The sequence below is a fragment of the Ohtaekwangia kribbensis genome, assembly GCF_042676245.1.
GTDB classification, from domain to species: Bacteria; Bacteroidota; Bacteroidia; order Cytophagales; family Cyclobacteriaceae; genus Ohtaekwangia; species Ohtaekwangia kribbensis.
Window position 1 is genome coordinate 469,918 of sequence record NZ_JBHTKA010000007.1, and the last position, 24,336, is coordinate 494,253.

Sequence of the window (24,336 nt, forward strand, 5' to 3'; positions counted from 1 at the left end):
AATGTGCCGTCAATGCATTGTTATCTTGGAGCAATACGTGAAGTAATGATCTCCTTTAAAGTTACGCTGGGGTTTTTATTTGGACTGCTGATTACGTCGGTGCTGTTTCTGGGCGTATTGTGCTACAAGAAGAATGCTGATGCCCTCAGGTCATCCGCATGGGTAAGGCATACCCATGCTGTAATTCATACAGCCGATGAAATATCAATAGCCTATAATCATATATATACCTATACACTGGCTTTTCTGTTTAGAAGTGATTCTGCTTCGCGGTCGGAATATGCAGCGTCCCGGCAGATTTTAACAGCCCGGTTAACTGAAATGAAATACCTGGTGCAGGATAACCCGAAGCAGCAACAACGGATAGACTCGCTTGGGCAGTTCATACAACAGCTCACCTTGGTGACAGATTCTCTTGTCCTCGCACCAATCTCATCTGCGGCTGTTCATAAAGCTAAAGGTCTTGTGCGTTACACGGTTCTCGCGAATGTTATTATGCCCAGGATTGAACAGATCAAACAAACCGAGCAGCAGTTACTTGCCTTGCGTGAGGCAGAGCACCGGGAAAGCACGGAGCGGTTTAAGAATATATTCTCTTTGTTGCTCCTCGGAATTGTTATTCTACTGGCGGCTGCATTCTTATCGACCCGGTATAATTTTAACAAGCGCATGCATGTGCAGGATCAACTGGAGCGAACCAATGTACTTTTTGAAAAAGTTTTCTATGATAGTCCGATAGCCATCGTCATCAGCGAGTATAACAGTGGTAAAATTTTGAATTGCAATAAGGTATTTGCATCCATGGTAAACTATAATGTAAACGAGGTTATCGGAAAGACTGCGGCTGAATTACGAATTTTTGAAAACAGTGAGCAGCGTAAACAAATTGTGGAAGGAGCCGTAAAGAATGGAATGGCAAGACGGAACGAAGTATATATCAAGCCCCGCGATAAAGAACCGATCTATATATCCATTCATGCACATGAAGTACCGTTGTACGATCGCAAATGCCTGCTAAGTGCCATAATTGATTTGTCGACTCACAAGCAAGCTGAAGACGATATAAAGCGCGCGCTTGAAAAGGAGATCGAGCTGAATAAACTGAAATCGGGTTTTGTTACCTTGGCCTCGCACGAGTTCAGAACACCGTTGACAACTATTTTATCATCGGCATTTTTGCTGGAGAACTATTCCTTTGGTGAGAACCAGGAGAAATCTGTGAAACACCTTCATAAAATTAAATCTGCCGTGGGCAGCCTTACCGCTATATTAGATGATTTCCTTTCTGTAACGAAGATTGAGGAAGGGCAGGTGAGAGCCCATCACCAGGCTATAAATATTAAAAAGTACCTGGAGGATCTTTGTAACAACCTTCAGGCGCTTACGAAGCAGGGCCAGACTATATATTATACTCATTCCGGTGATACCGTAGTGATTACGGATCCAACGCTGTTGGGCAATATTGTTAATAACCTGGTGACGAACTCGATTAAATACTCGCCGGAAAATTCACCGATCTATGTGTCGTCTGATGTGAACAGCAAGATTCACCTGTCTGTTCAGGATAAAGGTATAGGTATACCCGAGGCTGACCAGAAACATCTTTTCGATCGGTTCTATCGCGCTTCCAACGCAGGTACAGCACAGGGAACTGGTCTTGGGTTACATATTATGAAACACTATGTAGAAATGCTGAACGGCTCTATCATACTTCAAAGTAAACCAGGCCAGGGTACGCATGTACAAATTGCGCTTACGCGGATGGATTGAGTTGTTTGTATCACAACGCGCTGTAACAGTCACCTCGCTTATATAGCAATGGAAATAAGGATGATTGTCAGATGAATGGTGAGCCATGTATACCTGCAGTACGTTTCACAGGTAGTGTTTTGTAAATCCGGTGATGTCGACAGTCAGGTGGTACGGCCGTTTCCGGCTTTGTCCATGACGCTTCTGTGCGGGCGTATGATTTATATCAGGTTGGAGGAAACCGATTATGACGAACGTATGATTACCGTCATATGTATAGGGGAGTGGTCATAGTATCTTTGGATAAAATAATATGGCTATGCAAGTTCAAACAGTAAACGCACAATGGTACGACAGGCGAGAGGCCGGGTATTTACTGAGTCGCAGCCTCGATGTATACCAGGGCAGTAACTCCGTGGTGGTGGGTATACCGCGCGGAGGTGTTGAGGTGGCATCGGTCATTGCCGAAGAACTACATTTACCACTGGAGGTAATGCCATGCCGTACTATTCTAAATCCGGCCGATAACCGGAAAAATATAGGATCGGTAAGCGAGGATGAAGTATATATCCATGACTGTGAACATACCATTCCACAAGACTATATCTGCCACCAGATTACTAAACTTCGCCGGATCATTGCAGCCGAGAATCGGAAATATCGTGGTAATGGTGAACCTGCACCGTTAACGAATCGTTCTGTTATTCTGGTAGACGATGTACTTACCTGCAGCGATACCATGATAACATGTCTTCGTTCCATCCGGAAGCAAAATCCTTTGAGGATCATTGTTGCTGTTGCCGTTATAAGCATGGAGGCTGCTATCGTTATAGATGCCGAAGCAGACGAAGTGATCTATTTAAAGATGGAGACTTTTCCGGAATCTCCCGGTGCATACTTTGTGAATTTTCCGCGGGTTGACGATGCGGATGTAAAGGAACTGCTGGAGGTTTCAAAACTCAGGCTGTAAGGCCACCCGCATTGCATGAAGCATCCGGGTGGTGCCTATATGCACCATCACCCGGATCGTATATATTATCGTATATGCGACACCTGTATATTGTATACTATTTTCGGTGCGCTGCATTGTATTACAAAAGTTCTGATGCCTCGAACAGCTGCCGAAGTCTGGCAGGCAGCGTGCCGAGTGCCTGATCCATTTCTTCTGCGCTCACATATAGCCGCATGGTTTCTATCACAGCTCGTACACAATCTATAACTTCGCTCTTGTCGGTGAAATCGCGCCACGCAGTGTTGCCCTCTTCCTGGATCATCTCAATGAGAAAGTCGTCTACTGTATGAATTCTTTTGTGAGCAGCTTTTGTCCAACCATCTACATAGATGGCTTTGATCGCCATCGGTAGCTGCGCGAGTAGCTGGAGTGATTCTTCAAAGGAAAGATGATTCCGTAATACACGGAATGTGCTCCGTAAAATGCGTGCTGCATGCGCACGATCGCTGCTGCCGAGATTGTCTTCCAGGAGGTGGAGAAATTCGTTGCCCTTGGCTACGTACTTGTTGAAGTCTAGTATCATAAAATAAAAGTGTTTATAGGTTGCTAATAGCTATGACATTCAGAATTGTTTGAATTTATTATGAACCATTTGCTTTATTAAATTCATGGATAGAAAGTGACGCGAATGCCTGGCATGTTTGGTGTTCGCTTTGCCAGATGTGTTGAATAATATCGGAGGCACCGTCAAGTTCCATTTCAACTATAAATAAACAGGCTGCTTTATAGCTTGCTTCTTTATACGCGTTGATATATTGCACGCACCCGATCATGAGTATATCCCTGAGATGTTCGTCTGTTGTAGCGGTCAGCAAGTCACGAGTTTCCCGCATCATTGCGACAATCACTTCGTTTTTTCGCGGTACCGGTTCTGTCGTCAGGTGATTGAAGACACGCTCCAATCGCAGCAGGTTTGTGTCGGCATTATCTATATATTGAAGAACAGCCGATTTTACTTGTGGTGATGACAGGTGATTGCTGTACTCTTTAAATTCCTGTATAAGTGTTGTTTCTGTATACCACAAACCCTGAAGCAGATATAGCAGTGCTTCTTGTAACGTGCTGATTGATTTTTTCATAGTGGATGAGATCTTTTTTGATATAGTCGGAATTTTTCCGGGTGCCACGGTGTCAAAGCAAATGCCAGCAACATCGTTATGAAAAGCGAAAGATATACTTTCGCTTTTCAGTTGGTGTCTTCAGTGCGTTGCTATCTAGGCATACACCTCAACATCAATCTCGATTTTGTTATCGACAGACATTACCCCCGGAGCAGCCCAAGCTATATTTTCAGCCTCTTTCTTTTCTGCCAATGACCTTACTTTGCCCCGTAGTGTTACCCTGCTGCCCGATGTTTCTATCCGTATTGAAGATGAATCGACCGTGGCACTTCGATGATAGGCGGCACTGATCTTACGCTGCATGTCTTTTGTATCGATAGGGTTTACTTTTACGGAGATTCTGTTGGTCACGCCACGTACAGCCAATAGATCCTCAACACAATCGCTGGCGTATCGCTTTTCAAATTCAAAGTCCACGGAACCGTCCAGGTATACCCAGCCATCATCTACTTTCACTTCAATATGATCCTCGCTTACGGCACTGTTCCAGCGAAGAGCATTTCGTACAGCTTCAGCAATCTCTGTATCCGTTCGCTTGCCAATACCGCCTACTTTCACTTCCATATCACTGGCCACCACCTTCACACCGAATACACGCTGCGCTGCCTTTTCAGCAGCAATTTTTTTCCAGTATGTATCTACTGTTCCGGTAAGTGTTATCACACCATCTTTTGAAGCAACACCAATTTCGGTGGCTATATTTTTCAGCTCAGGATCCCATTTGATCTCTTCCATTACGTCCTTGCGCAGTTCTTCATTTGTTTTCATAGACTTTCCTGTTTTTGGTTGAACAAAATGATATGCACGACATTTGTGTGCGATGGCATAAAACTAGTGTATGATGAGGTGATGTGATATGATCGTGATCGTCTGTGATCAAGATTTTAGTCGTGCTGTTTGTTGGCAGGATGCACCGGTATATATAGTATACATGCCAGCGCTGAGAAATTAGTGTTGTCTTCGTATCTGAGGTGTTTTGATTATTGGTTTTTGATATTCTGGTTGGTGAGTATTACAAATTGCGTTGGTCCCAGTTTTAGCTTTATAAAGTGCCGGCTTCCGTCTTCGTTTTTAAGAACATGTATTTTTCCCTGGCCGCCATAGCTGTACCGGAATACGCTTCCTTCCGGATTGAGCCGACTATCGACTTCTATATATTCCTCATCATCGTGTTGTAACGAACTGTTATATACGATCATCATTTCTTCATCGTACAGGATGCGTGAAAATGCCAGCATGCAATCGGGTGTTAACGGTAACCGGAATACTTTTCCATCCTGTGAAGCCTCGCGCATATACATTCTTCCGAACTTCAATATAGGACTATGCTTTCGAAGGGAAGCGAGCTTCGATATCTCGCGAAATATAGGGTTGTTTCGGTTTAGAGCATTGGTTTTGTCATCATCAGGATTAAACATCGTTTCACGTACAGCCCAGTCTCCTTCGCCTGATCCCTGAAAGCCTTGCTCGGTTCCGTAATATATACACGGTGTTCCCAAGGCGCATAACAGAAAACCTATGCCGGCTATAATTTGCTGGTCGGTAGCATGGTGTCCAAACCTGCTTTTGATTATTTGACCGACCTGGTCGTGATTGTCTATGAATGTAACGAGAAATTCACCGAACTCACCTCGCGACATCGCATTTCTTCTCAACGACTCGTACCGTGCAATGAGCTTTTCGGGGGTTGCTTTTCCAAGTATTACACTGGACAGGACATGGTATAGCGGAAAGTCAAGTACAGAGTTAAGACCGTAATATATAGCGGTGTCTTCGACTTCAATAGATGTTTTAGGACCTATATACCGGTTATACATTTCTTCCGGTCCGAGCAGTTCGCCAAAGAGAAAGAAGTTACGTTTGCCGAGCTTGTAAGCATATTCGCGAATGTGCGAACAGAACTGACTGATCGATTTTTCTCCCATGTGCTTGACCGCATCGAGCCGGAATCCGTCAACATCTGTTTCGCGAATCCAGTAGCAATGTATCTTCGTAAGAATTTCCTGTACATATAGAGCTTCCGGCGAATCATCATTGCGAAAAGCTTTCAGGTTCATAAAATCTCCGTCACGTGTTTCAGGATAACTGTCGAAATTTCTGATCTGTCCTTTTCGTGAATAGAGATCGGGATTGCGTAGTTCAACAGGACCTGGTTTATTGTCAAATCTCCATTTGCCGAATGGAAAAACCATACCATTGTAATAGTAATAGTCTACATCGCCCGGATAACTCCAGTTGTTCCCGGAGTGATGCAAAACAATGTCCAGGAACACACGCATGTTCCTGTTATGTGCAGCATCTACCAGGCCCGCCAGGTCTTCTGCCGTTCCGAAGCGCTTGTCTATTTGTGTATAGTCTTGTATAGCATAGCCGTGGTAAGATTCTTCGTTATTCTCGAAAACAGGACTTAACCATATTGCTGTACAGCCCAGGTCTTCTATATAGTCAAGGTTGTCTCGGATACCCAGCAGTGTTCCGCCACATGTTTTTTCCAACTGTCCGCGCGTGCCGAATCCTTTTGTCTTTCCGTTGTTTGTGCTGGGAGCGCGTTGATGATTGTCGTGGAAGCGGTCTACCATAACAAAGTATATAACCTCTTCGCGCCACTCTCTGCCTCCGTTTAGCCAATATTGTTTCCCGGGTTTGGGTGCCAGATCCAAGTCATTAACCGATCGTCTGCTCATCAGAAGATGTCTTTTATTTTATAGCGAACATTGTTATAAGAAAAGGTATCGCCTTTGGTTTTTCCTTCCATCGCCTTGTATATCGGGCTAAGCGTTGATATACCTATATATGGATGGTCTTCGACCGTAATTTTTTCGAGACTTGCCGAGACAAAGAACGTGTAGTGATTGGTTACCACAACGGCCCCAAGCGTTGCCTGGTTGCGGCTACTATCGCACGTAGGGTAAAGCTTTTCAAGTATATCTAACTCTGCCTTTGCAAATTCCAGCTGCGCATGAAGCGTGTTGATCTCGTTTGTTTGTGCGGTATACGCGGCAATGTCTTTCTGGTCGTATGATTCATTGTTATGCAGTGCGTCACGGGAGGTTAGCTCCCTGATTCTTCGTGTAAAATCGTGCAACAGGAATTGTTGCTTGGCTATACACGCATGGAGCAGTTTTTTGCGTAAGCCTTTTTTTTCGGTTGTGGTTATCATGAAGTCAATTTGCAGCACACTTCTCTAACATGTGGTAACCGGGGTCATCAAACCCGTTGATATTAGTCACGAATTGGCGTTATGTTCAAATGAGACCGACCAACAATGCTCCTATTGTACCGGACAAACTACGAGACTATATCCTTTGATGCATACCAAGGCAAAGATGTATGCCGAATGGGACAATGTAAGAAACTACTGGCAGAGCACAGCCCTTCTATCCAGGAAGCCCGAGGTAAAAAACCGTTCAGGACTATGTTCGTATCAATGAACCGGAGATAGCGAAGTAGAAGGAACTTTAAAAAAATGAAAAGGGAGGAACGCGATAGCCTGCCCGCAGCTATAGCGGTATAAATAAACGGATAAAACTCTTGCCTATGGATGACAACGCTCATCAGGTGACGACAAACGGTACTATAAATTTGATTCAAAGGATATAATAATCAACATTATGAATAATGGAAAAGCAATATTAGCGGTGCTTGCCGGTGTAGCGGCAGGTGCTGCATTGGGTGTTCTGTTTGCACCTGACAAAGGTTCTGATACGCGTAAAAAAATATCACGGAAAGGAGAGGACCTTGCCAATGCTCTCAGTGATAAAATTGATGACAGGTTTGACGAACTATTGGCAGTTGTTTCCGGAAAGGTAAAGAGGCACGTATTGCCCGGCGAAGCAACTGTTAACCGAAAGGAAATGGTGGACTGAACAGTTTACATTTTTCTGGTTCCAAGAATACGCTATAGTGTATTATATAGCGTATTCTTTCATAGCGTAACAGCTACGTCAGGTGATCGAATTCTTTCAACTGATTATTATCCGTGAATACTACCTGACCGTTTTTTGCGCGAGCTACTCGTCTCTGTATATTCTGTATGGGAACATCAATTTCAGTTGTTTTCATTCTTTCCTCTTTTATATTTACTCCGGCATCGGTATAATGTTGTCCTGCGATATGTTATCTGTTGGCAGAGCCTCTTTATGTTGTTGGGATGGATGATCATAATGTAAATTATCAACGGCTGTGCGGAGACGGTTATTCACCTCATTTGCAAATTCCCACAGATGATCGGATGTAGTTATCTGTCTGATCATTTGCTGCGGGTTAACGGCTGAAACTTCAACCGTGTTGTTCTCATGCTCCTGGATAACAATATTGCAGGGAAGCATAAGGCCCATGTGTGAGTCGATGGTCACTGCTTGGTAGGCAAATTGCGGATTGCAGGCACCCAGAATTTTGTACTTTCTGAAATCTACAGCAAGCTTTTGCCTGAACGTATCTTTCAGGTCGATGGTGGTAATTATGCCAAAACCTTGCTGCTGGAGATTCTGGGTAAGCTTTTGAATTACTTCTTCAAAAGGTATCGTTACTATACGGGAATAGTAGTAGCTCATATGCATAGGGCTTTATGCATGCATATTAGCTATATCTATAGCTGATTGCTGTGATGCTGGTCTTGCATACTTCAGACTTTTGTCACGGTGTGTCCACAGGGATGTTAACTCGTGGGAGTGTTGGTCAGGCAATAATTTGTGCCTGCCGTTATACCGGATAGTGTAGATTATACCCTCGTATAGAAAAATGCAGGCTATACTTTATAGTATCAATACCTGTTTTGTGTATCGCTGGCTACTTCCAGAAGCGGCTTTATTTTTACTTCAGCTTCGCTGATATTTTGAATGCCACGAACGATAGCATCCGGGTTGAATGAAACAGAATCGATTCCACATGACACCAGAAACCGCGCAAAGTCAGGATAGTCGCTGGGGGCTTGTCCGCATAGCCCTACTTTTACTCCTTTTTGATGCGCAACATCGATAAGATTTTGTATAAGCATTTTAACGGCAGCATTGCTTTCATCAAAAAGGCCGCTGACTATTGCAGAGTCTCGGTCGATACCAAGTGTTAGCTGTGTGAGGTCGTTGGAGCCGATCGAGAATCCGTCAAAGAGTTGCGCGAACTCGCTTGCCAGTAAAATATTACTGGGCACCTCTGCCATTACATACACATCAAGGTTGTTCTGTTTTCTTTTTAATCCGAAGTTTTCCATAGTTTGCAAAACCTGCTGTGCTTCTGCTACGGTGCGACAGAACGGTATCATAACTTTTACGTTGGTCAGTAACATTTCTTCACGCACTTTTTTTACCGCGGCACATTCGAGACCAAATCCCTCGCGGTATCGCTCGTGGTAATATCGCGATGCACCGCGAAATCCAAGCATAGGATTTTCTTCTTCAGGCTCGAAGTACTTTCCTCCAAGAAGCTTCATATATTCGTTTGTCTTGAAGTCGCTCATTCGTACAATAACATCCTTTGGATAAAATGCTGCCGCCACCAGGCCTATGGATTCTGCGAGCTTGTCAATAAAGAATTGCTTCTTATCAGCATAGCGTCTTGTTAGCGCATCGATCTGTTTTTTTTCTGTATCACCGGGAAGGTCACTATATTTTACCAATGCCATGGGATGCACCTGTATAGTATTGCTGATCATGAATTCCATTCGGAGCAGACCTACACCGGTATTGGGATATGTGGCATAATGCAATGCTTTTAGCGGATCAGCCAGAATGAACATGGCACCTGTTCGTATTTTCGGTATTGATTGCAGTTCAATTGTTTTTTCATGCCATGGTATATGCCCATTGTAAACACAGCCTTCATCGCCACCTGCACAGGATACAGTGATCCGTTGTCCGTCCGTCAGCTTTTCAGTTGCGTTCATCGTGCCGACTACAGCAGGAATACCGAGCTCGCGTGCTACTATGGATGCGTGGCTTGTTCGCCCTCCTTTATTGGTAACTATACAAACAGCTTTTTTCAGCAAGGCATTCCAGTCGGGGTTCGTAATATCCGCTACAATGATATCGCCCTGTTTAACGTTGGCGCTATCCGCGAGCGACTTGACAATAGCGACATTGCCGGTGACGATGGAACGTCCTACGGCTTTCCCTACCAGTATAGGAGGCTGCTCTGAAATCATTTTGTATTCTGTAATCGCGATGGACTTTCTATTTGTATGTACAGTTTCGGGGCGGGCCTGCACGATATATAGTTTATTCGTAGCACCATCTTTGGCCCACTCTATGTCCATCGGCATACGATAATGTTTTTCGATTTGAAGCGACCACTTCCCTAAAAGATGTACTTCTTCATCGGAGAGAATGAACTGGTCGCGAAGCGAAGGTGTTGTTGTGCGCCACATCGTATTGTTTTCACCTTCTCCATATACCAGCATTTGTTCTTTACTGCCCAGGCTTCTATATACTATACATTCGCGGTTGTATTCGATGCCGTTTTTAAACAGGTAATATTCATCGGTGTTTACCGCGCCTTGCACAACACTTTCGCCTAACCCCCAGGCTCCGGTTATATATATAATGTTCTTGTTTCCATTTTCCGGTTCGATGGTAAATATTACACCGGCACTGCCGATGTCGGATCGTACCATGCGTTGAACCGCTACAGAGAGCCCCACTTGCATGTCGGTAAAATTATTATCCATGCGGTACTTGATTGCCCGATCGTTAAACAAAGATGCATAGCACTGCCTGATCGCTTTGAGTACAGATTCGGAACCCGTTACGTTTAAGTACGACTCATGTTGTCCTGCGAAGCTTGCCGTGGGAGAGTCTTCAACCGTAGCACTGCTGCGTACGGCCACCGAGTGACTCAATCCCTTTTCCATCAATTGACTATAATTTTCTTTAACCGCTTTGGCTACTGCTTCCGGTAAATTGCCGGAGAGAACAAGTTCGCGGCAACGTGCTCCCACACTGGCCAGGTTTGATAACGACTGCCGGTCAAGTGAATTCAGTATGTCCTGGATGCGCTGGGTCAGATTATTATACTCCAGAAAGTGATAATACGCATCAACACTCACTGCGAATCCGTCAGGCACCTGGATGCCGAGGCCGGAGAGGTTCTGTATCATTTCTCCCAGCGATGCGTTCTTGCCTCCGACTTTAGCGGTGTCTTTTGCAGAGAGCGTATTGAATGGAAATATATATTGCTGCATGGTGACAGATGTTAGGTGTATGTAAACTTATCTTTCACCACCGTGACAAACGATGAGCGTTATCATCAGTATTACTGATTATAGTCACAGATGCATCAGAAAAAGGGAGGTCGTTACAACGGCCTTTCTTACTTCTTACTCCCCAACTCCATAGACCATTCCCGCATATTCAAAGACAACACATTTCCCTCAGCCGAATACCGAGCCTACATTTGTCTTCCTGCCTTGCATACTAACGAGGTAAGGTATCAACTTAAAGCCGGTAACAGTCAGACGGGGTGTTGCCGGCTTTTACTTTTAATATATACCCATCTGTAATAAAATAGATTATCTACACCGACTGGTATTGCAGCAAATTCCGGAGATTGTCTTTATTGAGCGGTTTGGAAAGAAAATCCGTTACCGGTTTATAGGTTTTTGATTTCTCGATATCGTTGATGTCTACCGAGGAGGTGAGCATAACAATTTTTGTTTTCTGCAGCGCTGATTCGGAAAGTTTGATGAATTCATTCAGGAATTCCCATCCATCCATGTGTGGCATGTTGATATCAAGGAAGATGAGGTCGGGTAGTTGTGTTACATCTTTTGCGATCATTTGCCGGAGCTGATCAAGCGCGACTGCTGCATCGGTATAGGCTGTTACACGAATAGAAGGGAACGAGAGGTAGATGATCTTCTTGTTTACCATGTTGGTTACAGCGTCATCATCAATCAATATAATATGGTCAGGCAGCGATGACTCTTTCATATCAATGTCGGTAAATATATAGTAAATGTGCTTCCTTCCTGAAGCTTGCTGGCGACTTCTATTTTGCCGTGGAGGGATTCCACCTGGTTCTTGGTCAGGCAAAGTCCAATTCCTTTGCCGGGTATTGATTCAGGACCGAAACGCTTGTAAAGTCCAAAGAGTTTTGCTCCGTTCTTAACCAGGTCTATACCGATACCATTGTCCTGAACTTCGAGGCATATACCTTGCTTATACAGGTTTGTCTTGATTGAAATTGTAGCCGGTATATTTTGATTTCTGAACTTGAGGGCGTTGGATACCAGGTTATACAGCATGTTGTGAATATAGCTTTTAACCGAGATTAGTCCAGGTGCCTTGTTGAAATCAACGGATATGGCAACGTGGCTTTGATCAATCTCATTCTTTAATTCATGACGAACGTTTTCCCAGGCATCGTTGAAGGAGACATACTCATATTTTTCGGTGATGTTACGCGCTGATACAATGGTGCTGATGTCTTTAACCGTATCATCTAATTGCGTTGTGGCTTCGGTAATTTTGTCTACGATTACCCTATTTTCATTTGTATCATCACCAAATATACTGGCCAGTCCTAATATACGGGCTATCGGGTTGCGCAGATTATGCGATACTACATACGAGAATTGCTGGAGGTCGTTGTTTCGCGCCTGCAGCCGCTCGATGGTTGCCTGCAGCCGGGTGTTCAGGTCCTGTATATCTTTTTCGGCTGCAGCGCGTTTGCTGATATCAATGCCCATACCGATGAGGTACGTGTTACCATCAAAATGCGCTACGTTGCCATTGAAGTAGTAAATGATTTTTTCTTTAGTACGTGTATAGAAGTATGCTTCAACATCAGCTTGTCCTTTGTCAAACACCGTTTCGATTTTTTTACGAAGCAGCTCCTTGTCTTCACCTTCAAAGAAATCAAGCGGATGCATATTTCTGACTTCATCAGAAGTATATCCGGATACACTTTCGAAATTCCGGTTCCATCGAAAGAATTTTCGGTTCTGGTCATATATATAGATGATGCCCGGGAGACTGTTTATTATAGAATCAGAAAGTTCTTTCTCCATGGTGAGCTGACACGTTCTGCGTTCTACCAATTGTTCTAGTTTTTCCGGTTGAGAAGCCGTGTACCATGAGAATATGCCAACTATGGATGAGAATAAAAATCCCAATGCCGATAGTACAATGGCATGATGGTATATTTCAGTTTGATTCCGCGAGGTAACATATAGTTTCCACTCAGTGTTGGGCACTTCAATGGTTACAAAGTCGCCTTCGGTGGGTATAGCTGCTGCGGGTAAGAAAAATTCTTCCTGCCCGTTGGTACGGACCCTGGACAGTTGATAACTGAAATCGCGGTTGCTGTCAGCATCTATAGCGGTAGCTTTCATGAAGCTTGACAGTTTAATAAGTACGGCAGCAAAGCCCCAGAATTTTCCGTTGATAAAAATCGGTTGCCGGCCGATCACGGCTATGCCACCTTGCTTGAGTTTAACGGGACCTGCGAAAAAGAAATCTTTTCGTTGCATGGCAATCACTGCACCGCGATGGCGAACGGTATCACTCAGTATATTATAGCCAATGGCTGCTTCGTTTCCGTTAACAGGGTATACATGGGTAATAACACCACCCTCTAGCAATTCGATGGCATCAACCAGCGGATTTGCCCGCAGCAGTTTTTCAGCGATGCGATTGAAATCCTGCGGAATGCCATGCTCTTCTACAACGAATGCCAGCGTGCGTGTGCATGAAAGACTGTTTGTTAATGTAATGTGGACACGTTCTTTCTTGGCGTTGGCCTGATTGGACAATCGCTGTATCTCAGTATACCGCGCTGATTGATACCAGAAGTATACCAGTAGTTGTGTCAGGACGGTTAAGACCAGAAACATGCCTAGCCCTATAAAGACGGGTTTCCTGAAGTTACGTAGTGGCATGTCGAATCCTCATTCGGTAGTTAAATAAATACTCTTTCCGCCAAAGCCCGAAGCGATTCGTAAATAATGCACGCACACATCATGCGATGCAACGCACATAAAAGGCAAGCAGGATAACTAAATGTTAGTAAACAAGGTAGTTAAAATAATGAGCAAAAACAATCCGTGAAATCCCGTAATTAAAGCCCATAATTTAGGCTGGAGATATACTTTACCAACAGGTCACAAACTTTTTTCATTCCGTGGGTAAACATCATTTATGAAAAAATATTTACTACTAAATTGTAGATAATATGACGAGAGTTGTATATTTATTCTACAATTTAGTAGTAAATGATCGAAACACGACTGGGTGATTTTGAAGAAGTAATCCTGCTGATAGCCGGTATACTCGATGACGAGGCGTATGCGCTGAAGATAACGGAAGAGTTTAAACGCCAGACCGGACGCGAGGTGTCAATTGGCGCGGTGCATTCAACGCTTGACCGATTGGAACAAAAAGGTTTTGTAAAATCGGCACTGGGTGAAGCGACTGCTATACGCGGGGGTAAACGCAAACGCATATTTACCATTACCGCGCTGGGTAAGCGCGTGTTGAAAGATGCGATGGATTTCAAGATGTCGCTCTGGAAACAATATCCATTGCTGGCCGGTAAACTTAACTTCAGCTTCTAAGGTGAGGAGACAACCTGATATACCACCCCGGCTGGCGACATGGTTACTGCATCGCTTTCTGCGCGATGACCTCGCGGAAGATGTAGGCGGTGATCTGGAAGAACGGTTTTATACGCTCAGGGAAAACACATCGCGCCTGCGTGCTCAAACAGATTATTGGTACCAGGTGTTGTTCTATATACGACCCTTCGCTATACGTAAACGCTCGCGACAACCCCAACTATACCGCGCTATGTATAAAAATTACTTCACCACTTCATTGCGTGCCATGAAGAAGAACAAGCTTCATGCGGCTATCAACATTGCAGGTCTTTCCGTAGGTATGACCGTTGCTATTATTATAGGTCTGTGGATCAAAGATGAACTCTCCTATGAAAAGCACTTCGATAACTATAGCAGCATAGGACGTGTATTACAAAACGTTACTAACAATGGACACGTGGACACCTGGTGGTCGGTGCCGTGGCCATTGGCTGACGAGTTACGAAAGAAGTATGGTGATAACTTTACGCATGTAGTACTTGCAACGGATGCAGAGAATGCCGTTGTTACCTATGAAGATAAGCACCTGTCGCAATCGGGTATATTTGCTGAACCGGACTTTGGCGCGTTGTTTACATTGCCCATGGTACAGGGGGGCCACGATGCACTGCAAGATGCATCTTCTGTTCTCATCTCGCAGTCACTTGCCAGAACATACTTTGCGGATGGTGACCCCATTGGAAAGATCATAACCATTAACACCACCATGACAGTACATGTGGCGGGTGTTTATAAAGATATACCTGAGCAATCTGAATTTAATAATGTTCATTTTATAGCACCGTGGCAATTGCTTTATAATGAATCGGGATGGATAAAAAATATGCACGACCCGTGGCGACCCAATGCGTTTAGCCTGTACGTTGGGTTGGCCGCGAATCGAAGCTTTGATGCGGTCTCTCTTATGATTAAAGACGCCAAACTTAAAAACCTGAGTACAGAGCTTGCCAAAAAGAAGCCAGCACTCTTTATACACCCGATGAGCCGGTGGCATCTATACTCTCGCTTTAAAGACGGGTTTCAGGTTGGCGGACTGATTACCTATGTGTGGCTCTTTGCGATTATCGGTGTGTTTGTTGTGTTGATGGCGTGCATGAACTTTATGAACCTGAGCACGGCACGTTCCGAGAAGCGTGCAAAAGAAGTAGGCATTCGTAAAGCGATCGGTTCTTATCGCAGTCAGTTGATCCAGCAGTTTTTTAGTGAATCGCTGGTAACCGTACTGTTGTCGTTTACACTGGCGCTGTTGCTGGTGCAACTTAGTTTGCCAGCTTTTAACCTGGTGGCTGGAAAGCAAGCTGCGCTGCCGTGGAGCGACATAACGTTATGGCTATACGCCATCGGCCTGTGCGTGGTTATTGGTTTATTGGCCGGCAGTTATCCTGCGCTATATCTTTCATCGATTACAGCGCGTCACGCATTGAAGGGGGGCTTCCGTGCGTCCAAAGGATCATCGTGGTCGCGAAAGGTAATGGTGGTGGTGCAGTTTACGGTGTCGGTAACCATGATCATTGGTACAGCTGTTGTGTTTCGGCAAATACAGCATGCCAAGAACAGACCGATCGGGTATGAGACTGATGGACTGGTAGCAGTACAGACGAATTCAAGTGAACTTCATAAACACATTGATGCCGTACGAAATGAGTTGCAGCAGGCGCGTTTTATTGTAGATGTAGCGGAAGCTGGTTCGCCAACAACGGAATCATGGTCGTCCACCAGCGCCATTAAATGGGATGGTAAAGATCCGGACCTCTCGGTAGATTTCTCCAACGTAGGTGTGTCGGCTAATTATGGTAAAACGATTGGATGGGAAATTGCGCAAGGCCGTGACTTTAACCGCGATATACTCAGCGACTCCAATGCGTTTATTGTCAATGAGACTGCTGCAAACTATATGGGATTTACCACACCGGTAGGAGAGGTTGTGTATTGGTATGACCAGCCCATTAAAATTGTAGGCGTAATAAAAGATATAGTGTCCAACTCTCCGTTTGAACCGGTTAAGCCTACATTTTATTTTATAGATCCAAATGCTGGTGGCTTTGCATTGTTCCGTATTAGTCCGGATCAGCCCGCCCAGCAAGCACTCGGTGCTATCGAGCGGGTATATAAAAAGTATAACCCTGAGAAACCTTTTACATTCCGGTTTGTTGATGAAGCCTACGCGCAGAAGTTCGGCAATGAAGAACGCATGGGTAAGCTGGCCGGTATATTTACTTCGCTTGCAATCTTTATAAGCTGCCTGGGTATATTTGGACTATCATCCTTTATAGCCGAGCAACGTACCAAGGAGATTGGCATTCGCAAGGTACATGGCGCTACGGTATTCCAGGTGTGGAGAATGGTGTCGACTGATTTTGTAGTGCTTGTAGTTGTAGCGTGTTGCATTGCTATGCCGGTTGCGTATTGGCTGGCCTCGCAGTGGGTAACGCGATATACCTACCACACCAACGTATCGTGGTTTATACCCGTGTTTGCCGCTTTAACTATACTTCTTATTACGCTGGTCACTGTAAGCTGGCATACTGTACAGGCAGCCAAAACGAATCCCGTGAAAAGTTTACGAACAGAGTAATGGGACAAATTGCTACCGCTTGTAGCACGATGGAAAGCTAAACGATTTTCTTCTCTCTCTTCTCACAGAAATTGGTTATAATGGACTCCTGAATAATCTGGAGTACAAGATCAGTTTGTGATGGCTATTGAGCGAAGAAAATCATTTATTCATTATTTGCCTGTTTACGGATGTATTTCAACCGGATTGATCTATACAGCGATCGGCGTCATCGCATTGCTTTCATTTTTTAAAGTGAGACACGGTGGCGCGGATGAAGGCAGTATGCTCGCGTTAATCAATGACTATGTTGTGGGAAAGATCTTTATAGGGATTGTCCTTGCAGGAACGCTGTGCTATATAATCTGGAGATTTTATGAAGCCGTTACGGATCCGTACGAATACGGGCGAAACGTATCAGGTATAGCAAAGCGCACCGGCATTTGTCTCAGTACCATTGCTGATGTGATGATTGTGAATACTGCTATACGCGTGCTGCTGGGTACGACTCACATTGCCTTGGACGGTCAACCGCGCGAAGAGCAGGAAAAGATAGCTTCGTTATTGAATGAGTCGTGGGGAGATGAACTCGTCATCACCATGGGCTTACTGGTTATAGTCACTGCTATTATACAGTTGGTATATGGCGTAACAAAAGGATATAAAGAGCGCATCGATATAGATCACTTCAGCCGTGGAATACAAGTGGTTACGCATGGTTTGGCGTGGACCGGATATATAGCACGCGGCATCATTCTGGGAATCATTGGCTTTTTCCTGACAAAAGCAGGCTTTATAGCCAATGCAAAAGTTGTTGTCAACACCGACAAAGCCTTTGACTTTATCGGAGATCATATAGGACACGCGTATTTCATTCTGGTAGCCCTCGGTACAATCTGCTACGGAATCTTCATGTTTATACTTGGTGTTGCTTATGATACGGATAAGGATTGAGGAGGCTTTCATCTTTTGGAACCAATAAATACCTTGGATAAAATTGAAATAATGGACAGACTAATGTCAAATTGCGAAAGTACTTTTAATGAATTGTCCCAATTCACATCAGATATTTTATCGATGGGAAGACCTATTATAGACGACAGGCTTGAAGTTTTTGAGGTAAAGATTGGCTACAACCTTCCTGTTGATTTTAAGTTCTTTCTGAAAAGATCCAACGGATTTTCGCTGGTAGGAACGGAGGTCTTTGGCATCGGTAATGAATTTAAAGCTTCATCACTTGATGCTATATATGATTTTGAACACAAGGAAGTTCATGCAAAAATGCCACATCATTTCTTGCCGTTCTCGAATGATGGCCGAGGTAATCACTATTGTCTGGATTTGAGTCGCTTAACGGACCGGGCTTCTCCAGTTGTATTTTGGCAGTGGGATTATGAGTACGCCTCACTTGAAGAGGTTGAAACCTGTAGCGATAGTTTTGTTTTATGGGTTAAAGAAGTAATGATTGATTGGACTCTGGAGACATATAATTACGATGGTTCAGAAAAATGAAACCTATCCCTGTCGCAAGTTTAGCGAAGCGTAACTTAGTGACGATATTGTCTCAAGTTTATAACTTGAGACGACCATCTTTGTAATAGCCGGTAAAAAGCAACCGGTATACCGAACAAAGCCAACGGCACTAACGCCCACAGATTTCCCGACATTAAATCATAAGCAGCCAGCATTTCTGTAAATGTTAAATGGCTAAAGAAGCGCCCCATCGCCAGTTCAAACAATACAGTGAGCATTGCCCAACACAAGCCCGTTAACCATGCGCCTTGCGAAGACGTGATTGATAATTTCTTAAAGACAATCGCTATATATACCGATAAGAACACTATCAGTGACAGCGTTGAAAGCTGGTGTGCCCTGAAGTTGTTGAAATAATCCAATAAAAAGAATTGACGGAGTGCTCCATTGGCAATGCCTATAAAAGGCATTGGTAGCCAGGCTATAACTGTTCTTGAGAGATTCATTTTATTATCTTGAAGTATATACTTCAAGATAATAACGGAGACATTGTTAATTGTTGATGAATAACATGATCCATCAATGATATAAATCAGGAATATCGTAAGCGGTGTAAAAAACAAAGGGAACCATGCAGTCCCCTTTATCAATCTAAAACCTGTAAGTGTGCTATGTTTAGGTTGATTACTTTTTAAGTATCAACGTAGATGGTGCATCGGCTAGTGATTTATTTTTGGATTGCACCATTTTTGTCCAGGTGGAAATACTGATCATCAGCAGGTCGTTTGCCTGGAATTGCTCGGGTATAATTTCGTTAGACGATACCAGCGAGATGTGATTCGGAGCGATCAATTCAATCTGGCGGATTCTTTCCTTTATAGCCGGATTTGTTTTCAATGCACCCGTAAGCTCCACGATAATTACCTGCGACTTGTTGTTTGAGATAAAACGTTGCACATAGTCGAGCAGGAATGCATCTTCCGTTTCACCAATCGTTACGAGAATGCGATCGGCTGTAGTAAAGTCTTTATCGATAAATACACCGACAGGAACATCCGCTTTATCGAGTATCGTACTGGTTCTCGGATCAAGCGCAGAGTCGGGGAGACCTGTGCCCAGGCTTGGGTGTTTATCAAACAGTTTATCCGGCTGGAAGATGCGTGTGGTAAAGCCGAGTATATTTCCAAGCAGTGTTCCCTGGTATATAGATTTACCCACACCGATCAACAGGAGATCATAATTACCTTTGTTAGCAATCTCGGCGATATCAGATTCGAGGTCGGAGGTAGCTTTGAACATCGTGTTCACTCTCCGGTTCAGTTCTCTTGATTCTTCCAACACTGGCAGAAAGCTTTCGCGTTCGTATTCTTCAATGTTATAATGATGCAAATCATTGGTAGGCGATAAGTGCATCGTAGTAAGTTCAGCACTTCCGTTGAGTTGTTTGGTAAAGCTGTGAGCAAGGCGCAGCAGTGTGCGGCCACTATCCGGATTGGCAAATGAAATAAGAACTTTGAACAACCCCGGGTCAATTACTTTTGCAGGTATAGCGGCATCTTTGTCTTTGAAGAAATGATTGATAAGATCGAGCGCAGGCCCCGTCATCATGGTAGTGACCAGCGCCATAATCACCATCATGGCAAATACTTCAGGCGTTAGCACACCTAAATCGTATCCTATATTTAACACGACAAGCTCCATAAGACCACGCGTATTCATGAGCGCTCCTATCGCCAGACTATCTTTCCAGCTTTGTCCTACAAACTTGGCAGCGATGGCACTTCCGAAAAACTTACCGGTTACGGCTACGAGTATAATGATACCGGCTGTCCACCATAATGATGGTTCATTCAGCAAACCGATTTGAGTACGCAGGCCGGTGAACACAAAGAAGAGCGGGAGTAACAATACAACGGATACATCTTCTACCTTTTCAATGAATATATTTCTGAACTTGGCGTTTTCCGGTATAATGGCGCCTGTCATGAACGCACCAAACAAGGCATGTATACCGATGAGCTCTGTAACATACGAAGAGAGTATAAGTGTGAGAAAGAAGATGGCTACGATCGGTTGACTTAAATTTTCACGCGATGTATGCAGATCTCCGATGCGTTTTAAAAATGGTCTCACCACTTTCAGCATGACAAGCACATAGCCAACGGCCATGAGTATAATAAACAGGGAGCTGCCAAACGAACCGGCTTTAACGATAGCGATAACAGCAGCCAATATACACCATGCTGTGATATCGTCAGCAGCGGCACACGTAATGACGATGGTGCCGAGTTTTGTCTTTTGTATACCGCGTTCCTGTACAATACGGGCCAGCACCGGGAACGCTGTTATACTCATGGCTATACCCATGAACAATGCGAATGAAGTAAAATTTATATTCTGCGGAGCGAAAGTTTCATACGTGAAGTATGCAAAGCTAACCCCCAAAGCAAAAGGAACAATAATACTCGCGTGACTCACCACCACCGCATCGTGTGCCTTGTTGCGTAATACGGTGAGGTCAAGTTCCATACCGATCACGAACATGAACAGGATCAAACCGATCTGGCTGAGGAGTTGAAGATTTCCTAATGACTGCGCAGGAAAAAGTGTAGTAGCAAAGTCAGGGAAATATAGTCCGAGCAACGAAGGACCGAGTATTATACCGGCAATTACTTCACCTACCACAGAGGGTTGTCTTATTTTCCGCGAGATATACCCGAAGAACCTGGCAGCGATGATAATGGAAACAATTTGTGCCAGCAATATGGCGAGCGGATGTTTGAAGCCGTGCTCGAGGCCATGAATAAAGTCTGTCCAGTAGTTATTATCTGTGGCAGATGTTACGATCTGCCGGCCCGTCTGTAATTGATTGGTGCCCTTTTGTAAGATGAAGTAAATGAAGGAAGCGAATGCACCAATTACGATCACATAAAATGCAATCTTCTTGGTGTTGTTAACGGAAGAAATGTCTTGCATATAAACCAGATTTTAGAGCAGGCATACAACCGAGGGCGTGTTGCAGTTGCCTTGCGGAATAAATGATCTTTTAAAACGTGGGCAATTTAGAGAATCACGTCAGAGTAGTACAGGCAGCGATTGCAAATATGTAATAAGGACGGAAAATTCTGCAATGAAAGTCGCGGTGCCTGCGCAGTTTCGAAAAGATGATCGGTATTGTGCGAGGCGTAATTACAGCTTTTTCCGGAGTTGTTACATTTCTTTGGCATCTTGTTGCAACAGTGCCAGGCCGCATTATGCTGCAAGCCACCTTTGCGCGAAAAAAGTAAAGTGAAAAAATATAGTTTACTGCTGGTCGTGTTTCTGTTTGTATTCGCGCAAGGGTTTGGTCAGGATTTAAAAACAAGTGCAGGTATAGGGATATATCCTACCGGTACGGAGACCGGGCTTGGTTATCGTTCATCCCGAACCGATCGCTGGGCGATTGATGTACGCATTACAAAGGCAAACGCCTTTACTGAACCGAAGGGAGGTACGCTGATAAACGAAGCTTCATGGATATACCGCATTGCCTATTACGAGCGTGTACGTTTTCATGCAGGTATAGGGGCGCGTGCCGACTGGAATTTTGATAAAACACAATCGCATCGCTTCGGGCTGGTTACTCCGCTGGGAGTTGAAGCCTTTCCATTCCCGTTTCAGAATGCCGGGTTATTTTTTGAAGCGGCTCCATTCGGAACGCGCGCAAGTTCTGGTAATATCAATCTCGGTATACGAACGGTGGCAGGCTTTGTGTTTTACTTCGTGAAGAAGTGAAATATAGTTTTCATGCCATGCGGCTGGTGGGAGCCTGGTAACTGTTCAGTACGAACAGCGTTTATCACCGGTTATATCGTATATGGAATTGGTATAGCTATTTATATTTTGTATAGGTATTGCTATACGGGTATGATCGCAACGAATCAAATTTACAATCGGATAATGAAGTTGGCTTCATCCGGTTTTGTGCCATAAGCGCGATGCTTAGTGCCGTAACTACATTTTTGCTGTGGCTGTTGCCGAAACTATATACACCTCCGGAAACATTCGAGGCGGGCGTAATGATGTATACCAACCTATACTATATAATACGGTTGTGGGTTAATTTTATACATACACCACTAGCGCTGAAGTAAAGAATATATTTCGCCTTAACTCGCAATAGGGATAGGAATGGAAAGCCCGAAGCGCGTGAGGTTGGTGCGCGGGCCGGACTTGGAGTGGATAGCCCGGGCCGAAGGCATTGCCCAACCTCTAAACATAGAGATCTATTTGAAAATATTGCTGTCGGCAACCATCTTTTTGTATTCGGGCAGAATCTTTTCGTACAACGCTTCGTCTGCACGCTTCAATGTATTCATCAACCCACCGATGCCGGAGTCTTTCAGTGACACACGTTGTGCACGGATGTCTTCCATTTTTTTCCGGATCGTTCCTTCCAATTTAAGCAGTTCTCTTTCGGTCATTGAATTAAGTCTTTGGTGCTGCAAAAATAGAGTAAAGATTCGATCTCGTCATGATGCATTCTTTTTGTGCTCATAATCAGGAAGATATACACGTTGTCTACCGTTATGTCTTACCCTTGCTCACTATTTTGTCGATTGGCGATCTGTGTTATTGCGCGGGCGTTCTGCTAAAGTTGCTGCTTTAAATTTAAAACAGTATGGCGCAGTTTGTTTCGTTTGATCCTGCCGTGAAAGTGATCGGGCAGTGGATATTATTATTTGCCAACGCGATGGATTTTGGCAAGGAAGAGCGGATTGAAATTCTTGAAAAACATGGTCTCAGGAACCTCGATGCAAATCAGTGGTATGATCTGCAAAAGTGGCTTGATGCTTTCAAAGAACTTTCGGAAGGAATCTGGGCATCTACATTATTTATTATTGGAAAGGAAATCCTGGGGAATGCCAAATTTCCTCCGCAGATTGATTCGCTCGAGAAGGCATTGTATAGTATAAATGTAGCCTACCACATGAATCACAGCGAAGGTGATATTGGAATTTATGACGTTATGTTGTTTGATGCAGTGCAAAGAAAGGCTGTGATCTTGTGTCGTAATCCGTACCCCAGTGATTTCGATCGCGGTATACTTGCAGCCATTGTAGAGCGTTTTAAACCTGCAGATTCCGTAACAACCGATGTAACACTTGACCTTACAAAAGAGTCGAGACTAAACGGGGCGGATAGCTGCACGTATCTTATCTCGTGGTAAGAATATAAATATATAGTGAAAGAGCCTTCTTCTGACTAGTCCGAAGAGGGCTCTTATTTTTTTTGCGTGCCTTTGTAACAACACTATATATTATATAGCGTTACCGAAGTTTCGAATCGCCTAAATATATCTTGCCGAGTTCGTTACACAGCTCTATATTTTTCAGCGTCCCGCTTTTACGTTTTTCGTCAGAGTTAAAATCAATAGCCAGGTAATGCGTGCAGCGATCGATGGCAGCACAGTCGCGCTCCTGGTCGGTTTTAAAATTGCCGATAACCTTCCATTCAGCAACATGAGTTTTAAACCGGTCGGGTAAATAGCGAGGTCGCTCACCCACGTGATACAGCGTAACATGAGGCGTAAGGGTTTTCAGAAATTCCAGCGCGAGTGTGTCCACTCCTCTGAACTCGCCTACTAAAAAATGTACGCCAGGATTATTGACAACTTGTAGAAGAGGCGTTTCATAATACTTTCTGAAATCTGAGAAACTGGTATTGCCGTTACCGAAAATATAGATATACATACGGGTTTTCGCTTAAGGGAAATCTGCTGTTGACTTTAATTTTATAGAATGTAAATAATGTAGCGATGAACGCGGGTTGACTGGAGAAGGTTTTGCGAAGCAAGATT

General features: G+C 44.1%; 24 protein-coding genes. 10 read left to right on the plus strand and 14 right to left on the minus strand.

Going from position 1 to position 24,336, the window contains the following annotated elements; translation table 11 throughout:
- Window positions 1-12 precede the first annotated feature (12 nt).
- Both ACFQ21_RS17260 and ACFQ21_RS17265 read left to right on the plus strand, forming a co-directional pair.
- Window positions 13-1,770, plus strand: a complete 1,758-nt coding sequence (locus ACFQ21_RS17260) for a sensor histidine kinase (RefSeq protein WP_377580529.1) — start codon at window positions 13-15, stop codon at window positions 1,768-1,770.
- Window positions 1,771-2,068: 298 nt separating this feature from the next.
- Complete coding sequence (locus tag ACFQ21_RS17265) at window positions 2,069-2,719, plus strand: phosphoribosyltransferase (RefSeq protein ID WP_377580530.1); 651 nt, start codon at window positions 2,069-2,071, stop codon at window positions 2,717-2,719.
- A gap of 121 nt (window positions 2,720-2,840) precedes the next feature.
- Here the strand turns inward: ACFQ21_RS17265 and ACFQ21_RS17270 are convergent, their stop codons facing one another.
- The 5 genes from ACFQ21_RS17270 to ACFQ21_RS17290 all read right to left on the minus strand — a co-directional run bounded on the left by ACFQ21_RS17270 (window position 2,841) and on the right by ACFQ21_RS17290 (window position 7,042).
- Window positions 2,841-3,284, minus strand: coding sequence for a DUF2267 domain-containing protein (locus ACFQ21_RS17270; RefSeq protein WP_377580531.1), 444 nt, complete (start codon window positions 3,282-3,284; stop codon window positions 2,841-2,843).
- Window positions 3,285-3,342: 58 nt separating this feature from the next.
- Complete coding sequence (locus tag ACFQ21_RS17275) at window positions 3,343-3,840, minus strand: DUF892 family protein (protein ID WP_377580532.1); 498 nt, start codon at window positions 3,838-3,840, stop codon at window positions 3,343-3,345.
- 135 nt (window positions 3,841-3,975) lie between these two features.
- Window positions 3,976-4,650 (minus strand): BON domain-containing protein, encoded by a 675-nt coding sequence (locus ACFQ21_RS17280; RefSeq protein ID WP_377580533.1) that lies wholly within the window; start codon window positions 4,648-4,650, stop codon window positions 3,976-3,978.
- Between the two features lie 212 nt (window positions 4,651-4,862).
- A complete protein-coding gene (locus ACFQ21_RS17285) occupies window positions 4,863-6,566 on the minus strand; it encodes an alpha-amylase family glycosyl hydrolase (RefSeq protein WP_377580534.1) in 1,704 nt (567 codons plus the stop codon).
- The gene (locus ACFQ21_RS17290; protein ID WP_377580535.1) at window positions 6,566-7,042 is read right to left on the minus strand and encodes a hypothetical protein; all 477 of its coding nucleotides are present in this window, start codon (window positions 7,040-7,042) and stop codon (window positions 6,566-6,568) included. The genes ACFQ21_RS17285 and ACFQ21_RS17290 overlap by 1 nt, the downstream gene beginning before the upstream one ends.
- A 451-nt stretch (window positions 7,043-7,493) precedes the next feature.
- Between ACFQ21_RS17290 and ACFQ21_RS17295 the strand changes: the two genes are divergently transcribed.
- Window positions 7,494-7,748 (plus strand): YtxH domain-containing protein, encoded by a 255-nt coding sequence (locus ACFQ21_RS17295; protein WP_377580536.1) that lies wholly within the window; start codon window positions 7,494-7,496, stop codon window positions 7,746-7,748.
- 73 nt (window positions 7,749-7,821) lie between these two features.
- Here ACFQ21_RS17295 and ACFQ21_RS17300 read toward each other — a convergent pair whose 3' ends face one another.
- The 5 genes from ACFQ21_RS17300 to ACFQ21_RS17320 form a co-directional block, all read right to left on the minus strand.
- Entirely contained in the window at window positions 7,822-7,944 is a 123-nt protein-coding gene (locus tag ACFQ21_RS17300) for a hypothetical protein (protein ID WP_377580537.1), read from the minus strand.
- 17 nt (window positions 7,945-7,961) lie between these two features.
- On the minus strand, window positions 7,962-8,435 hold the full coding sequence (locus ACFQ21_RS17305) for a DUF302 domain-containing protein (protein ID WP_377580538.1): 474 nt from the start codon (window positions 8,433-8,435) through the stop codon (window positions 7,962-7,964).
- Between the two features lie 209 nt (window positions 8,436-8,644).
- Entirely contained in the window at window positions 8,645-11,056 is a 2,412-nt protein-coding gene (gene ppsA / locus ACFQ21_RS17310) for a phosphoenolpyruvate synthase (RefSeq protein WP_377580539.1), read from the minus strand.
- Between the two features lie 331 nt (window positions 11,057-11,387).
- Entirely contained in the window at window positions 11,388-11,804 is a 417-nt protein-coding gene (locus ACFQ21_RS17315; RefSeq protein WP_377580540.1) for a response regulator, read from the minus strand.
- Window positions 11,801-13,708, minus strand: a complete 1,908-nt coding sequence (locus ACFQ21_RS17320; RefSeq protein ID WP_377580541.1) for an ATP-binding protein — start codon at window positions 13,706-13,708, stop codon at window positions 11,801-11,803. The genes ACFQ21_RS17315 and ACFQ21_RS17320 overlap by 4 nt, the downstream gene beginning before the upstream one ends.
- 378 nt (window positions 13,709-14,086) lie before the next feature.
- Between ACFQ21_RS17320 and ACFQ21_RS17325 the strand changes: the two genes are divergently transcribed.
- From ACFQ21_RS17325 to ACFQ21_RS17340, 4 genes are all read left to right on the plus strand, one after another.
- Window positions 14,087-14,428, plus strand: coding sequence for a PadR family transcriptional regulator (locus ACFQ21_RS17325; protein ID WP_377580542.1), 342 nt, complete (start codon window positions 14,087-14,089; stop codon window positions 14,426-14,428).
- Window position 14,429: 1 nt separating this feature from the next.
- Window positions 14,430-17,045, plus strand: a complete 2,616-nt coding sequence (locus ACFQ21_RS17330) for an ABC transporter permease (protein WP_377580543.1) — start codon at window positions 14,430-14,432, stop codon at window positions 17,043-17,045.
- A gap of 120 nt (window positions 17,046-17,165) precedes the next feature.
- Complete coding sequence (locus ACFQ21_RS17335) at window positions 17,166-17,978, plus strand: DUF1206 domain-containing protein (RefSeq protein WP_377582035.1); 813 nt, start codon at window positions 17,166-17,168, stop codon at window positions 17,976-17,978.
- A gap of 123 nt (window positions 17,979-18,101) precedes the next feature.
- Window positions 18,102-18,536 carry an SMI1/KNR4 family protein gene (locus ACFQ21_RS17340; RefSeq protein WP_377580544.1) on the plus strand — a complete coding sequence of 145 codons (435 nt, stop codon included), beginning with the start codon at window positions 18,102-18,104 and terminating at the stop codon, window positions 18,534-18,536.
- Between the two features lie 35 nt (window positions 18,537-18,571).
- Here the strand turns inward: ACFQ21_RS17340 and ACFQ21_RS17345 are convergent, their stop codons facing one another.
- A complete protein-coding gene (locus tag ACFQ21_RS17345) occupies window positions 18,572-19,003 on the minus strand; it encodes a hypothetical protein (RefSeq protein WP_377580545.1) in 432 nt (143 codons plus the stop codon).
- A gap of 178 nt (window positions 19,004-19,181) precedes the next feature.
- A complete protein-coding gene (locus tag ACFQ21_RS17350) occupies window positions 19,182-21,473 on the minus strand; it encodes a cation:proton antiporter (RefSeq protein ID WP_377580546.1) in 2,292 nt (763 codons plus the stop codon).
- A 312-nt stretch (window positions 21,474-21,785) separates the two neighbouring features.
- Between ACFQ21_RS17350 and ACFQ21_RS17355 the strand changes: the two genes are divergently transcribed.
- Entirely contained in the window at window positions 21,786-22,271 is a 486-nt protein-coding gene (locus ACFQ21_RS17355; protein WP_377580547.1) for a hypothetical protein, read from the plus strand.
- Window positions 22,272-22,474: 203 nt separating this feature from the next.
- Complete coding sequence (locus ACFQ21_RS17360; RefSeq protein WP_377580548.1) at window positions 22,475-22,630, plus strand: hypothetical protein; 156 nt, start codon at window positions 22,475-22,477, stop codon at window positions 22,628-22,630.
- A gap of 132 nt (window positions 22,631-22,762) precedes the next feature.
- Here ACFQ21_RS17360 and ACFQ21_RS17365 read toward each other — a convergent pair whose 3' ends face one another.
- Window positions 22,763-22,960, minus strand: coding sequence for a hypothetical protein (locus tag ACFQ21_RS17365; RefSeq protein ID WP_377580549.1), 198 nt, complete (start codon window positions 22,958-22,960; stop codon window positions 22,763-22,765).
- A 197-nt stretch (window positions 22,961-23,157) separates the two neighbouring features.
- Here ACFQ21_RS17365 and ACFQ21_RS17370 point away from each other — a divergent pair, with 197 nt between their 5' ends.
- Entirely contained in the window at window positions 23,158-23,706 is a 549-nt protein-coding gene (locus ACFQ21_RS17370) for a hypothetical protein (RefSeq protein WP_377580550.1), read from the plus strand.
- Between the two features lie 100 nt (window positions 23,707-23,806).
- Here the strand turns inward: ACFQ21_RS17370 and ACFQ21_RS17375 are convergent, their stop codons facing one another.
- Window positions 23,807-24,229, minus strand: a complete 423-nt coding sequence (locus tag ACFQ21_RS17375; protein WP_377580551.1) for a hypothetical protein — start codon at window positions 24,227-24,229, stop codon at window positions 23,807-23,809.
- Window positions 24,230-24,336 lie beyond the last annotated feature (107 nt).